This is a genomic window from Bradyrhizobium sp. JYMT SZCCT0428 (assembly GCF_018131075.1).
Lineage (GTDB): Bacteria > Pseudomonadota > Alphaproteobacteria > Rhizobiales > Xanthobacteraceae > Bradyrhizobium.
In genome coordinates, this window is sequence record NZ_JAFCLS010000003.1 from 48473 (window position 1) to 62144 (window position 13672).

13 protein-coding genes are annotated in these 13672 nt (G+C 61.5%); 5 read left to right on the forward strand and 8 right to left on the reverse strand.

The features are described from left to right. The first annotated feature begins 3 nt into the window (after positions 1-3). A complete protein-coding gene (gene holA, locus JQ575_RS03610) occupies positions 4-1032 on the forward strand; it encodes a DNA polymerase III subunit delta (protein ID WP_212031919.1) in 1029 nt (342 codons plus the stop codon). A 186-nt stretch (positions 1033-1218) separates the two neighbouring features. On the opposite strand, the gene JQ575_RS03615 is transcribed toward holA, so the two are convergent. The 7 genes from JQ575_RS03615 to hemJ all read right to left on the reverse strand — a co-directional run bounded on the left by JQ575_RS03615 (position 1219) and on the right by hemJ (position 9572). Beyond that, positions 1219-2103: a ParB/RepB/Spo0J family partition protein gene (locus tag JQ575_RS03615; RefSeq protein WP_212031920.1), complete on the reverse strand. Its 885-nt coding sequence runs from the start codon at positions 2101-2103 to the stop codon at positions 1219-1221. Between the two features lie 142 nt (positions 2104-2245). Continuing rightward, a complete protein-coding gene (locus tag JQ575_RS03620; protein ID WP_212031921.1) occupies positions 2246-3097 on the reverse strand; it encodes a ParA family protein in 852 nt (283 codons plus the stop codon). Further along, the gene (gene rsmG / locus JQ575_RS03625) at positions 3084-3755 is read right to left on the reverse strand and encodes a 16S rRNA (guanine(527)-N(7))-methyltransferase RsmG (RefSeq protein ID WP_212032112.1); all 672 of its coding nucleotides are present in this window, start codon (positions 3753-3755) and stop codon (positions 3084-3086) included. Before rsmG ends, JQ575_RS03620 begins: the two co-directional genes overlap by 14 nt. Before the next feature lie 169 nt (positions 3756-3924). Beyond that, entirely contained in the window at positions 3925-5808 is a 1884-nt protein-coding gene (gene mnmG / locus JQ575_RS03630; RefSeq protein WP_212031922.1) for a tRNA uridine-5-carboxymethylaminomethyl(34) synthesis enzyme MnmG, read from the reverse strand. A gap of 166 nt (positions 5809-5974) precedes the next feature. Then, positions 5975-7309, reverse strand: coding sequence for a tRNA uridine-5-carboxymethylaminomethyl(34) synthesis GTPase MnmE (mnmE, locus tag JQ575_RS03635; protein WP_212031923.1), 1335 nt, complete (start codon positions 7307-7309; stop codon positions 5975-5977). Between the two features lie 317 nt (positions 7310-7626). After that, a complete protein-coding gene (gene rho, locus JQ575_RS03640; protein WP_074821153.1) occupies positions 7627-8892 on the reverse strand; it encodes a transcription termination factor Rho in 1266 nt (421 codons plus the stop codon). A gap of 257 nt (positions 8893-9149) precedes the next feature. Beyond that, positions 9150-9572 carry a protoporphyrinogen oxidase HemJ gene (gene hemJ, locus JQ575_RS03645; RefSeq protein WP_212031924.1) on the reverse strand — a complete coding sequence of 141 codons (423 nt, stop codon included), beginning with the start codon at positions 9570-9572 and terminating at the stop codon, positions 9150-9152. Between the two features lie 453 nt (positions 9573-10025). On the opposite strand from hemJ, the gene JQ575_RS03650 reads away from it, so the two are divergent. The 4 genes from JQ575_RS03650 (at position 10026) to dnaQ (ending at position 12897) form a co-directional block, all read left to right on the forward strand. Beyond that, entirely contained in the window at positions 10026-10862 is an 837-nt protein-coding gene (locus JQ575_RS03650; protein ID WP_212031925.1) for a pyruvate, water dikinase regulatory protein, read from the forward strand. 73 nt (positions 10863-10935) lie between these two features. Beyond that, complete coding sequence (locus tag JQ575_RS03655) at positions 10936-11544, forward strand: Maf family protein (RefSeq protein ID WP_212032113.1); 609 nt, start codon at positions 10936-10938, stop codon at positions 11542-11544. 22 nt (positions 11545-11566) lie between these two features. Next, positions 11567-12166, forward strand: a complete 600-nt coding sequence (coaE, locus tag JQ575_RS03660) for a dephospho-CoA kinase (RefSeq protein ID WP_212031926.1) — start codon at positions 11567-11569, stop codon at positions 12164-12166. 32 nt (positions 12167-12198) lie between these two features. Beyond that, a complete protein-coding gene (gene dnaQ / locus JQ575_RS03665) occupies positions 12199-12897 on the forward strand; it encodes a DNA polymerase III subunit epsilon (RefSeq protein WP_211995297.1) in 699 nt (232 codons plus the stop codon). Between the two features lie 34 nt (positions 12898-12931). Here dnaQ and secB read toward each other — a convergent pair whose 3' ends face one another. Further along, on the reverse strand, positions 12932-13420 hold the full coding sequence (secB, locus tag JQ575_RS03670; RefSeq protein WP_192740657.1) for a protein-export chaperone SecB: 489 nt from the start codon (positions 13418-13420) through the stop codon (positions 12932-12934). Between the last annotated feature and the right edge of the window lie 252 nt (positions 13421-13672).

Here is a 13672-nt window from a genome sequence, read left to right on the forward strand (position 1 = left end):
AAATTGGTCGCGCTTCGCGGAAAAGAAATCGACGCTTTTCTCGCCCGGCCTGATTCCGGCCGTCCCATCATTCTGCTGTACGGCCCTGACGCCGGCATGGTGCGTGAACGCGCCGACGCATTGCTGGCGTCCGCCGTCGACGATCCCAACGATCCGTTCTCAATGGTGCGGCTGGACGGCGACGAGCTGTCGGCCGAGCCGTCGCGGCTGGTCGATGAAGCGATGACGGTGCCGCTGTTCGGCGGCCGCCGCGCCATCCGCGTGCGTGCCGGCTCACGCAGTTTTGCTGCCGGTATCGACACGCTGGCGGAGATGCCGCTCAAGGATTGCCGCATCGTGATCGAGGCTGGCGAGCTCCGGCCGGAATCGCCGCTGCGCAAGGCCTGCGAGCGCGCCAAGACCGCGGTCGCGATCGCCTGCTATCCCGATACCGAACGCGACCTCGCCAAGCTGATCGATGACGAATTGCGGCCGTCCAACCTGCGCATCGCGCCCGATGCCCGCGCGGTGCTGACCGCACTGCTCGGCGGCGACCGGCAGGCCTCGCGCAACGAATTGCGCAAGCTGGCGCTCTATGCCCACGGCCAGGGCGAGGTGTCGATCGACGACGTGATGGCTGTTGTCGCCGACGCATCCGAGCTGAAGCTCGATCCGATCGTCGACGGCGCGTTTGCGGGGAAGCCTGATCTGGTCGAAAGCGAATTCGCCAAAGCCATGATCGCCGGCACCTATCCCGGCGTGATCATTTCGGCCGCACAGCGCCAGGCCGCATGGCTGCACAAATCGGCGCTTGCGGTGGCCGAGGGCACGCCGGTCTCGACATTGCTGGAGAGCGGGTATCCGCGGCTGCATTTTTCGCGCAAGGGCGCGGTTGAAGTAGCATTGCGGAATTTCAGCGCCGCGCGTCTGGTCGCGATTATCGACCAGCTCGCGACCGCCGCATTCGACATGCGCAAACAGGCCACGCTGGCGGCAGCGATCGCGCAACGCACGCTGCTGTCGATCGCGGTGAATGCGAAGCGGCGGGGATAATCGCAGGTGGTCTCTCGCTCCCTCGCCCCGCTCTTGCGGGGTCGAGACGAGCTATGCTCGCTCTTAGAGGGTTGGGGTGAGGGGCACTTCTATCCGCGAACGCTGATGATCGCTGAAAGACCGGTACCCCCTCACCCGGCGCTACGCGCCGACCTCTCCCCGCAAGCGGGGCGAGGTTAAGAAACATCAACCGCCATTCGCCAGCCGCCGCATCACTTCGTCGAGCTGTTCGAGGTTGCGGTAGCTGATCTGCACGCTGCCGCCGGGATCGCGGTGGTTCACGGTGACGGCCAGCCCGAGCGCGTCGCTGACGCGTTTCTCCAACGCTATCGTATCGGGGTCCTTGGTCTTGCCGCCGCTGCTGCGGGCTTTCTGCGGCTTGCGTTCCGGCACGCCTTCTTCATGCGCCAGCGCTTCGGCCTGACGGACGTTGAGACCTTCGGCAACGATACGCTTTGCGGAGGCAAGCGGATCGGGCACACCGATCAGCGCACGCGCGTGCCCGGCCGACAACTCGCCCGTGGAGATGAGGGCCTGCACTTCCGCCGGCAGCTTCGTCAGCCGCATCATGTTGGCGACATGGCTGCGGCTCTTGCCGACTTCCTTGGCGATCTCTTCCTGGCTGCGTTTGAATTCTTCCGCGAGCGCGTGATAACCCTGCGCCTCTTCCATCGCGTTGAGGTCTTCGCGCTGCACGTTCTCGATGATCATGATCTCGAGCGCGTCGCTGTCGCTGACCTCGATCGGCACGATCGGCACTTCATGCAGCCCGGCCAGCTGCGAGGCGCGCCAGCGGCGTTCGCCGGCGATGATCTCGTAGCGATCGGCAACGCCCTTCACCGGTCGCACCACGATCGGCTGGATCACGCCATGCTGCTTGACGGACGCAGCGAGTTCACCGAGTTCGGCATCGGCAAACGTCCGGCGCGGGTTGCGCGGATTTGCCTTTAGAAATTCGATCGGCACCTTGCGCTGATTGCGCGGGCGTTCGACGTGCGCGGCCTCGCCGCCGACATCGCCGATCAGACTTGCAAGACCGCGGCCCAATCGCGAACGCGCTTCGTCGGCCATCGCCAGCTCCCTTGGATTCACGCAACTTACTCCGGAATTAGAAACTGTTTTTCTTGTAGGATGGGTAGAGCGTAGCGAAACCCATCAAGCTCGTCGTGGTGCGATGGGTTTCGCTGCGCTCTACCCATCCTACGATTCGGCGCTAATGCGTTCGCAGCTCGCGCTCGCGCTGGATCACTTCGGTTGCGAGTTTCAGATACGCATCGCTGCCGACGCATTTGAGATCGTAAACCAAGACCGGTTTGCCGTAGGACGGCGCCTCTGAAATGCGCACGTTGCGCGGGATCATGGTGTTGTAGACCTTGGCGCCCATGAACTGCCGGACGTCGGCGACGACCTGGTTCGACAAATTGTTGCGCGAGTCGAACATGGTCAGCACGATGCCGTGGATCGACAGGTTCGGATTCAACGTCGAGCGCACCTGCTCCACGGTCTGCAGCAATTGCGACAGACCTTCGAGCGCGAAGAACTCGCACTGCAGCGGCACCAGGATCGCGTCGGAAGCCGCCATCGCATTGACGGTGAGAAGGTTGAGCGACGGCGGGCAGTCGATCAGCACATAGGTGTAATCGGCGCCGGGCGCTGCATCGTTGTTCAGCGCGGCGATGGCATCGCGCAGGCGGAAGGCCCGACCGGGCGTCGTGCCCAGCTCCAATTCGAGACCCGACAAGTCCATGGTGGAAGCCGCGATATGCAGGCGCGGCACCGCGGTCACAACGACAGCTTCGCGCAGCGGGGCTTCGCCGATCAGCACGTCGTAGGTCGAGCAGTTGCGGTTGCGGCGGTCGATGCCGAGGCCGGTGGAGGCGTTGCCCTGGGGATCGAGATCGACGATCAGCACGCGCTCGCCAATCGCAGCGAGTGCGGTGCCAAGATTGATCGCGGTGGTAGTTTTTCCGACGCCGCCCTTCTGGTTGGCAAGCGACAAGATGCGCGGATGGCCCGCCGGAGTAGGCGCTTTATCTTCTTGATATATTTGATCAATCACGGTCATACCCGGTGCCCATCGCGGAAATTTTACGTCGCTCGATGCGGTCGAGTTCGACGATCCAGCCTTGTCCGCCCGTGCGGCTGGAGTGAAGTTGCGGCTTAATATTCCAATATTTAGTGGCTTCGGTCAATTCAGCCTCTACATCTTGGCCCTTGAGAAATAACGCTTTCGCGCCCTTTCCTATCAGCGGTTCCGCGAAACCGATGAGCTGATGTAACGGAGCCAGCGCCCGCGCAGTGACGCAATCGACAGGACCGGCGATTCTATCCACGATATCCCCGATGTCAGCGAGATGCACGGTCCCTGCCGCCGAAGTCACACGAATTGCTTCGCGCAGGAACGCGGCTTTCTTGGCGTTGCGTTCGACCAGTTGAATATTGGCGCCCGGCGTCTCCGCCAAAGCGCAGGCGAGCACCACGCCGGGAAAGCCGCCGCCGCTGCCGAGATCGACCCACCTCGTTGCAGTGGGGGCCAAGCTCAGCAGCTGCAACGAGTCGGCGATATGGCGGGTCCAGAGATGTGGAAGAGTCGACGGCGCCACCAGGTTTGTTTTGGCCTGCCACTCCCGGAGCAGATCGACATAGCGATCCAGCCGCGCCTCTGTTTCACGTGAAACAGGGGTGAGGGCGAGGGCGGCGGTTTTGTCGGAGGTGGAGCTCATGAATGGTGCTTGTTGGGTCGCTTTACGATTCGTAGTGCCGATCGTGCAGAGGCTGTCATTGCGAGCGAAGCGAAGCAATCCATCGCGCAGCAAAACGGATGGGTGGATTGCTTCGTCGCTACGCTCCTCGCAATGACGACCCGCGAGGTCGCGTTTCACGTGAAACGTTTTACGCCGTCGCCCTCGAAGTCTTCCGCCGGGCTTCACGTCGCAGATATGCCGCCAGGATACCGAGCGCGGCTGGCGTCAAACCATCCAGCCGCCCCGCCTGCCCTACGGTCCGCGGCCGCGCCGCCTCAAGCTTTGAGCGCGCCTCATTGGAAAGGCCCGGCACGTCGGAATAATCGATGTCGGTCAGAACCAGGCCCTCATCGCGCCGGAAGGCGTCGACATCGGCGGTCTGGCGCTTCAGATAGACGTCGTATTTGGCATCGATCTCGAGGTGGACGGCGATCGCTGGGTCAATGACCGATAGCTCCGGCCAGATACCCTGCAGCGCGGACCATTCGATCTCCGGATAGGCGAGGAGTTCAAACGCCGAACGCCGATGGCCGTCGCGGTTCAGCGCCAGGCCGTGCTTGCCGGCTTCGTTGGGGGTGATCGTCAGCGACTTCGCCAGCGACTTCGCGGCCTCGAGTGCCGTCATCTTGGCGCCGTGGCGCTGCGAACGCGCCTGCCCCACACAGCCCAGTGCGATCCCCTTGTCGGTCAGCCGCTGGTCGGCATTGTCCGCCCGCAGCGTCAGGCGATACTCCGCCCGCGAAGTGAACATGCGATACGGTTCTGATATCCCGCGGGTCACGAGATCATCGATCATCACGCCGAGATAGCCGTCGGCCCGGTCGAAAACGATCGCCTCGCCGCCGCTGGCGGACAGTGCCGCATTCAGCCCCGCAACAATTCCCTGTGCAGCGGCCTCTTCATAGCCAGTGGTGCCGTTGATCTGCCCGGCCAGGAAAAGTCCCGGCAGCCGCTTGGCCTGCAATGTCGGATCCAGCTCCCGCGGATCGACATGGTCATACTCGATCGCATAGCCCGGGCGGACCATCTTGACCTGCTCGAGACCGGGAATGGTCGCGAGGATCGCAAGCTGCACCTCTTCCGGAAGCGAGGTCGAGATGCCGTTGGGATAGACGGTGGAGTCGTCCAGGCCTTCCGGCTCCAGGAAGATCTGATGGCCGTCGCGGTCGCCAAAGCGGACGATCTTGTCTTCGATCGAAGGGCAATAGCGCGGGCCGCTGCTCTTGATCTGGCCGGAGTACATCGGAGAGCGATGAACGTTGGCCCGGATCACCTCATGGGTCGCCGGCGTGGTGCGGGTGATCCCACACTGGATCTGTGGGGTCGTAATGCGGTCGGTCATGACCGAGAACGGCTCCGGCGGATCGTCGCCGGGCTGCATTTCGACCGCGGACCAGTCGATGGTCGTGCCGTCCAGCCGCGGCGGCGTACCGGTCTTGAGACGGCCGAGCTTAAAGCCGGCACGCTCGAAGGAAGCCGAAAGACCCATCGCCGGAGCCTCGCCGACCCGCCCCGCAGGCCAGTTCTTTTCGCCGAGATGGATCAGACCACGGAGGAAGGTCCCGGTGGTGATGACGACGGCACCACAGCTAAGTTCGCGGCCATCGCCGAGACGAATGCCGGTGACACGGCCATTCGAAACAACCAGCTCATCCGCCTCGCCTTCGATCACGCTCAGATTGGCCGTCTCGATAATCGCCGCCTGCATCGCCGCCGCATAGAGTTTGCGGTCCGCCTGGACTCGCGGCCCGCGAACGGCGGGACCCTTGCGACGGTTCAGCATCCGAAACTGGATCCCACCGGTATCGGCGACCCTGCCCATCAAACCATCGAGGGCATCGACCTCACGGACCAAATGTCCCTTGCCCAAACCACCAATCGCAGGATTGCAGGACATCGCGCCTACGGTCGCAAAGCTGTGGGTGACGAGCGCTGTCTTGGCGCCCATCCGGGCGGCCGCGCTCGCAGCCTCGCAGCCGGCATGGCCGCCGCCGATGACAATAACGTCGAAGGAATCTGAGCGCGAAATCATGGCGGACTTCTATCGCGGAGTCAGAAATCGCGGAAGCGGGAAGTTACGGGAAATTGAAGGAAGGATTTGTTTCACGTGAAACAGCGGGTTCCATCAGCCCGTCGGGAAGCGTTTCACGTGAAACACATTAGCCATGAAATGAACCAAATACTAATATAAAGAAATATTACTTTCCTACACAGAACTCTCGAAAGATCACGTCGAGTATGTCCTCGACATCAACCCGTCCCAGCAGCCGCCCAAGCGAATGCGCGGCGACGCGAAGTTCCTCGGCCGCCAGTTCCTCGCCCTCCCCGACCACCTCAATGCTGCGTCGCAACGAAACCGCCGTCTGCTGCAGCAACTGACGCTGCCGGGTCCGGCTGATCAACCCGCCCTCGCTGGTGCCAAAATAATCCTGCGCGAACAGGACCAGGGCCGCGATCAGTGCCGGGAGCCCGTCCCCGCTCCTGGCCGAAATCGCAAAAGCCGACCGGCCCGGCACCTCGGCCAACGGCCGACCGGCCGAATCCAGGTCGATCTTGTTGCGGACGAGCCAGACCGGCGCGGTGCCAGCGTGATCGATTTTCACGTCCGTCCGGTCGGCAAGCCACAGCACCAGATCGGCTTCCGCGGCACGAGCCCGCGCGCGACGCACACCCTCCTGCTCCACCGGATCGTCGGTTTCGCGAATGCCGGCGGTGTCGATGACCGTCACCGGATAACCATCGAGATCGAGCTGCACCTCGATGACGTCGCGCGTGGTGCCGGCGTGCGGCGATACGATCGCCACCTCGCGCCGCGCCAGCTGATTCATCAAGGTCGACTTGCCGACATTCGGCGGTCCGGCGATCGCAACCACGAGGCCATCGCGCAGGCGTTCACTTTGACCCTGTGCCGCAAGGACTTCTTCGATCTCACCCAGAAGCGTTTTGATTTTCACCAGCGCCGGCGCGATCAATTCCGCGGGCACATCGCCCTCGTCCGAAAAATCGATGCCGGCTTCGATCAGCGCTGATGCTTCGATGATCCGCGTGCGCCAGTCGCGCGCTCTGTCGCCGAGCAGACCCTTCAGCTGGCGCAGCGCCTGGCGGCGTTGCCGGTCGGTGTCAGCGTGAATCAGGTCGTCGAGGCCCTCGGCCTCGGTCAGATCGAGCTTGCCGTTCTCGAATGCCCGGCGGGTGAATTCCCCAGGCTCCGCAGCCCGCATATTTTCTTGGGCAGCCAGCGCCGTAAAGATCGAGGCCAGCACGGCCCGTCCGCCATGGACATGAAATTCGGCGACGTCCTCGCCGGTGGCGCTGGCCGGCCCCGGGAACCAGAGCACGACCGCATCGTCCAATGGCTGACCGCTGTCGTCGCGGAGCAGCACCCGGGTCGCCGCCCGGGCCGGCGGGATTTTTCCTCCCCCCAGCGCCGTTAAGGCCGGACCGGCCGCCGGCCCCGACACCCGCACAATCGCGATTGCACTGGGCGCGCGGCCCGACGACAGCGCAAAAATGGTCTGATCCCGCGGATGCATCGCCTATTTGTGCAGGAGTACTTGAAAAGGCAACGCAATTTGAGCTGCGGATCGCCGTCATAATCAGAGGGGAAACGGCGCCCCCGAGAGCCAATTTGCTGCAGCATTTGTGCAGCAATTTTGCTGCGAAAAACGAGAGCTTGGCTAGGTTTCGTAGACTGCCCGAATTTAAACTAAACAATATCAAATACTTAATTGAGAGCCGGCTCCGATCCGCATGCTGCACCTTTGCTGCAGCAATTACTGCAACATGACGGCCAACGAAAAGCGCCCCGTCTGCACAAGGCGCGCCCTTCCCCAAAACCTGGCCTGATGGATCAGGTGTTCATGGAATCGAAGAATTCCGAGTTGTTCTTGGTGTTCCGGAGCTTGTCGAGCAGGAAGTCGATCGCGTCCATGGTGCCCATCGGATTGAGGATCCGGCGCAGCACGTACATTTTCTTGAGCAGCTGCGGATCGGTGATGAGCTCCTCCTTGCGGGTGCCGGAGCGCGAGATGTCGATCGCCGGGAAGGTCCGCTTGTCCGAGACCTTGCGGTCGAGGATCAGTTCGGAGTTACCGGTGCCCTTGAACTCTTCGAAGATGACTTCGTCCATTCGGCTGCCGGTATCGACCAGCGCGGTCGCGATGATCGTCAGCGAACCGCCCTCCTCGATGTTACGGGCGGCACCGAAGAAGCGCTTCGGCCGCTGAAGCGCGTTGGCGTCGACACCGCCGGTCAGCACCTTGCCGGATGACGGCACCACGGTGTTGTAGGCGCGGCCCAGACGCGTGATCGAGTCGAGCAGGATCACGACGTCGCGGCCGTGTTCGACCAGCCGTTTTGCTTTCTCGATCACCATCTCGGCGACCTGGACGTGACGCACCGCGGGTTCGTCGAAGGTCGACGAGACGACCTCGCCCTTCACTGAACGCTGCATGTCCGTGACTTCTTCCGGACGTTCGTCGATCAGAAGCACGATCAGATAGCATTCGGGATGATTGGCGGTGATCGAATGCGCGATGTTCTGCATCAGCACCGTCTTGCCGGTGCGGGGCGGCGCCACGATCAGGGCGCGCTGGCCTTTGCCGATCGGGGCCACGATGTCGATAACCCTTGCAGAAAGGTCTTTTCGCGTCGGGTCTTCGAGTTCGAGGCGGAAGCGTTGATCCGGAAACAGCGGCGTCAGATTGTCGAAATTGACCTTGTGCTTGGACTTTTCCGGGTCTTCGAAATTGAGCGTGTTGACCTTGAGCAGCGCGAAATAGCGTTCGCCTTCTTTCGGGCTGCGGATGTGGCCTTCGATGGTGTCGCCGGTGCGCAGCCCGAAGCGCCGGATCTGCGACGGCGAAACGTAGATATCGTCCGGGCCAGGCAAGTAATTGGCATCCGGCGAGCGCAGGAAGCCGAAGCCGTCGGAGAGAACCTCAACGACACCCTCGCCGATAATGTCGGTTTCCTGGATCGCGAGCTGCTTGAGGATGGCGAACATCAGCTCCTGCTTGCGCATGGTGCTGGCATTTTCGACCCCGTTCTCTTCCGCGAACGAGACGAGCTCGGCCGGCGTTTTTGCTTTGAGGTCTTGGAGTTTCATTTCCCGCATTGGGGTGGTCCTGTGGAGAATAACTGGAGGAGGGGTGCGAGGGGCTTTGAACGAAAAGCGGACACGAAAAACGGAAGGTCCGCAGGTCTAAGCGAGGAAAGTGCCGGTAAGGCTTCAAACCTGATGCGGTGGCCGGCTCAACGAGGAGACCGGAACACAACCACATCCGCCTGCGTGGGGTGGGATTTGGCTAATATAGAAAATCGCCCGGCGCTTCGCAAGCAGGCCTGAAGTACTCCTCGCGCCGAAAAGGCCGTCTAGAACGGCTTGACCACGACCAGAATAACGATCCCGATCATCAGAATAGTCGGTACCTCGTTGATAATACGATAGAATTTATGGCTTCGCATATTCCTGTCGGCGGCGAAATCCTTCACCCAGCGCGAAAAAAAGCCGTGGACGCCGGACAGCGCGATGACCAGCGCAAACTTGGCGTGAAACCAGCCGGAAGCGTACCAATGGCCGCTCCAGGCCAGATACAGCCCGGCCAGCCAGGTAATCATCAACGCCGGATTGATGATCGCCTTCAGCAGCCGGCGTTCCATCACCTTGAAGGTTTCTGATTGCTTCGATCCGACCTCGGCCTCGCAATGATAGACGAACAGCCGCGGCAGATAGAGCATGCCGGCCATCCAGGAGATGACCGCAATCACATGCAGTGCCTTGATCCATTCGTACATCGTGCGTCGCCTCGTCCTCATCGCCGCTTGGAACGTCCAGAGGCTCTCAGCATTGCCTGAACAGCTTCCGCCAGTAGGGGACGGAGACATATCCTCAATGCACCGCTTCTCTAACTAATATTTTTAGAATCTTAGGTTTGAGTCTAAGTAGCGGTGAATTGGACTCACAACAAACCATCCCGCAGTTCTCCCGGCTTGTTCACATCCATCACCATTTCCGGAAGAGAATTGGATCATTCAAATAACGCCCCTTGCATCAAACGCTTGCGCCTATTTATCGGCAGCTTATGCAGAGACAAATCCACATATTCTCACTATCGTTCGGATCAGGGATCTGACTTATCCTTTTGGGAGCCCTGTGTAGAAAAAGCCGGGTTATCCCCGAGAGGGCGATCCAGGGCCAAATCTCTGGGCTAAGGTCCACAAGGATTCACAGGATACACAGGGGTTTTGGTGCCCACGACCGGCAATTATTTTCACCTCCATCTGGTCTCCGATTCGACCGGTGAGACGCTGATCACCGTGGCGCGCGCGGTGGCGGCGCAGTACGCCAACGTCACTGCGGTCGAACATGTCTATCCGCTGGTGCGCAGCCAGAAGCAGCTCGACCGTGTGCTCGATGAGATCGAGGAGGCGCCGGGCATCGTGCTTTTCACGCTGCTGGAAAAGGATCTGGTCGGGCGCCTCGAGACCAAGTGCAGGGATATCAACATCCCGAGCCTGTCGATCATTGGGCCGGTGATGCAAATGTTCGAGGCCTATCTCGGTGCCGCGACCACGGGCCGTGTCGGCGCCCAACACGTGCTCAATGCCGAATATTTCAAGCGCATCGACGCCCTGAACTACACCATGATTCATGATGACGGCCAGCATGTCGAAGGCCTCGAGGATGCCGACATCGTCCTGGTCGGCGTGTCCCGTACATCGAAAACACCAACCTCGATCTATCTCGCCAACCGCGGCGTCCGTACCGCCAACGTCCCGCTGGTGCCGGGCATTCCGCTGCCGCATCAGCTGGAAACGCTGAAGAAGCCGTTGGTGGTCAGCCTCCATGCGACGCCGGAGCGTCTGATTCAGGTCCGGCAGAACCGGCTTCTGAGCATGGGCGACACCCACAACGACGATTACATCGATCGCCAATCAGTCACCGATGAAGTGGCGTACGCGCGGCGGCTCAGCGCCAAGTTCGGTTGGGCGCAGCTCGACGTGACGCGGCGGTCGATCGAGGAAACCGCGGCCGCGATCCTGAAACTTTTCACCGACCGGCAGCGGCAACGGCTTCCGGAATGAAACCAGAGCGTTTTCCAGCGAAGTGGACCCCGGTTCGCGTCAAGAAAACGCGTCAAAACAACAATCGTCGATTATGAGCATCTGGCTTGGAAAAGACTTGCTGATTCTGGCTTCGCAAAGCCGCGCGCGGCAGGTGCTGCTCGCCAATGCCGGCATCACCTTTGAAGCTGTTCCGGCCGATATCGATGAGCGCGCCGTGCAGAAGGAGTCCGGGCTTTCGGCACCCGGCGATATCGCTAAATTGCTGGCACGGGAAAAGGCGCTGTGGGTCTCGCAGCAAAAGCCCGGCCGCTACGTCGTCGGTGCCGACCAGACGCTGGCGCTCGGAGACCGGCTGTTCAGCAAGCCCGCCGGACGCGCCGCAGCAGCGGAGCAATTGGGCTTGCTTGCCGGCAAGCGCCACGAACTACACTCGGCATTTGCCGTTGCCCGCGACGGCAAGATATTGTTCGCCGATGTTAGTGTTGCACACATGACGATGCGATCGCTAAGCAAAGGCGAGACCGAGGCCTATCTGGATCAGGCAGGAGAGGCGGTAACGACCAGCGTCGGCGCCTATCAGCTGGAAGGGCTGGGGGTGCATCTGTTCGAACGGATCGAAGGCGATCATTTTACCATCCTCGGCCTGCCATTGCTGCCGCTGTTCTCTTTTTTGCGCAGCGAGAGGCTGCTTAGTGTCTGAGCTTCAAACAACGGCGATCTGAATGCTGATCCTTGGACTGACCGGCTCGATTGGAATGGGAAAATCAACCACCGCAAAATTGTTCGCGGAGGCGGGGGTTCCCGTTTATGACGCCGATGCGGAGGTCCACAAAATCTATGAGGGTGAGGCGGCGCCGGCAATCGAAGCGGCGTTTCCCGGCACTACCGTGGACGGTAAGGTCGATCGCGCGCTGCTCTCCGTCCAGGTGGTGCACGATCCCGACGCCATGAAGCAGCTCGAGCAGATCGTCCATCCGATGCTCGGCGCCTCGCGAAAAAAATTCTTTGAAGATGCGGAAGCGGCGGGCAAGCCGGTGGTGTTGTTGGATATCCCGCTGCTGTATGAGACCGGCGGCGAGAAGCGCGTTGACGCGGTCGTGGTGGTGACGACCACGCCCGAAATCCAGCGCGAGCGCGTGCTGGCGCGAGGCACGATGGACGAGGCGAGGCTTGACGCCATTCTGGCTCGCCAGCTGCCGGACGCCGAAAAGCGCAAGCGCGCCGATTTCGTGGTGGATACGTCACATGGTCTCGACCCCGTACGCGTCCGGATACGGGACATTCTGGCCGAGGTTGTTAAGATGCCGCAGCGGCGCACTTGATTCGCCCTGTCTCCCGGCCTTGAAGAACTTCCATGCGCGAAATCGTTCTCGATACTGAAACCACCGGCCTTGATCCGCTGCGCGGCGACCGGCTGGTCGAGATCGGCTGCATCGAGATCTACAACCGCATGCCGACCGGGCAAACGTTTCACGTCTACATCAATCCTGAGCGCGACATGCCGGCCGAAGCGTTTGCCGTGCACGGCCTCTCCGCTGAGTTTCTGTCCACCAAGCCGCTGTTCACGGAAGTGGTCGAGGAGTTCCTGGAATTCATCGGCGATGCGCCGCTCGTGATCCACAACGCCTCGTTCGACATCAGCTTCATCAATGCCGAACTCGACCGCATTAAGCGGCCGGCGATCGCACGCGATCGGCTGGTCGATACCTTGCTGCTGGCGCGCCGCAAGCATCCCGGCGTGTCCAACAGGCTCGATGATCTTTGCTCGCGCTATTCGATCGACAATTCCCGCCGCACCAAGCACGGCGCGCTGCTCGATTCCGAATTGCTGGCCGAGGTCTATATCGACCTGATCGGGGCACGGCAGTCGCAGCTGATCCTGGCCTCGGAGACCCGCGAGTCGCGGGCGGAGCGGACCGGCGACATGCCGCGCCGGCAGCGTGAGACGCCGCTCGCACCCCGAATTACCGACGCCGACCGCGAGGCGCACCGGGCCTTTGTCGCCACGCTGGGCGACAAGGCGATCTGGAACGAGTTTCTGGGAGCCGCTTGAAACACTGCAGCGGCGTTTAGCCGCTGAGCCCCCGTTAGCTGGGTTTTGCGCCCGAGGCAGCCTGCTCTGCCGCCTGCCGCTCCATGTTCTGGCGATAGAGGCCGACGAAATCCACGGGATCGAGCATCAGCGGGGGGAACCCGCCGTCACGCACCGCGGTGGCAATGATTTCGCGCGCGAACGGGAACAGCAGCCGCGGGCATTCGATCATGACCAGCGGGTGCAGGTTTTCCTTCGGCACATTGACGATGCGGAACACGCCCGCATAGGCGAGGTCGAACGAAAACATGAGCTTGCCGGCATTTTCCGCCTTGCCCTCGATCGAAAGCGTTACCTCGAACTCGCTCTCGGAGAGATTATTGGCGCCGACATTGATCTGGATATTGATGGCCGGCTGCTGCTGCTGAGGCGCCAGCGATCCCGGGGCGTTCGGATTCTCGAACGACAGGTCTTTGGTATACTGCGCCAATACGTTGAGCTGGGCAGGGGCCTGCTCTGCGGGCGCGCCGTTACCGTTGGTCATGAAACTCTCCTAAAAACGCTGGCGAGCGGAGCCCGGGTTATCGTCTGAATTCGCTCGGCGGGCGGAAATGCCTTTGCCGGGCGAGTGGCTATCATAGCCCCGCCTTATTCCACAAGGACGACGGACTGAAGGCGGGTCCGGCCAACCGCCATTTGTGACAGATATGGCTAATAGCGCGCGGCCGGCCTCCCAGCGAGCCCCTTTGGGGTCATCCTAAATAATTGAATATGCGTGATTTCCGGACATGATCGG

What these genes read in the sequence shown, in the direction of transcription:
- JQ575_RS03615 (WP_212031920.1), bottom strand. Translation starts at nt 2,103, where the DNA reads ATGGCCGACGAAGCGCGTTCGCGATTGGGCCGCGGTCTTGCAAGTCTG.
- JQ575_RS03620 (WP_212031921.1), bottom strand. Translation starts at nt 3,097, where the DNA reads ATGACCGTGATTGATCAAATATATCAAGAAGATAAAGCGCCTACTCCG.
- rsmG (WP_212032112.1), bottom strand. Translation starts at nt 3,755, where the DNA reads ATGAGCTCCACCTCCGACAAAACCGCCGCCCTCGCCCTCACCCCTGTT.
- mnmG (WP_212031922.1), bottom strand. Translation starts at nt 5,808, where the DNA reads ATGATTTCGCGCTCAGATTCCTTCGACGTTATTGTCATCGGCGGCGGC.
- mnmE (WP_212031923.1), bottom strand. Translation starts at nt 7,309, where the DNA reads ATGCATCCGCGGGATCAGACCATTTTTGCGCTGTCGTCGGGCCGCGCG.
- rho (WP_074821153.1), bottom strand. Translation starts at nt 8,892, where the DNA reads ATGCGGGAAATGAAACTCCAAGACCTCAAAGCAAAAACGCCGGCCGAG.
- hemJ (WP_212031924.1), bottom strand. Translation starts at nt 9,572, where the DNA reads ATGTACGAATGGATCAAGGCACTGCATGTGATTGCGGTCATCTCCTGG.
- JQ575_RS03655 (WP_212032113.1), top strand. Translation starts at nt 10,936, where the DNA reads ATGAGCATCTGGCTTGGAAAAGACTTGCTGATTCTGGCTTCGCAAAGC.
- coaE (WP_212031926.1), top strand. Translation starts at nt 11,567, where the DNA reads ATGCTGATCCTTGGACTGACCGGCTCGATTGGAATGGGAAAATCAACC.
- dnaQ (WP_211995297.1), top strand. Translation starts at nt 12,199, where the DNA reads ATGCGCGAAATCGTTCTCGATACTGAAACCACCGGCCTTGATCCGCTG.
- secB (WP_192740657.1), bottom strand. Translation starts at nt 13,420, where the DNA reads ATGACCAACGGTAACGGCGCGCCCGCAGAGCAGGCCCCTGCCCAGCTC.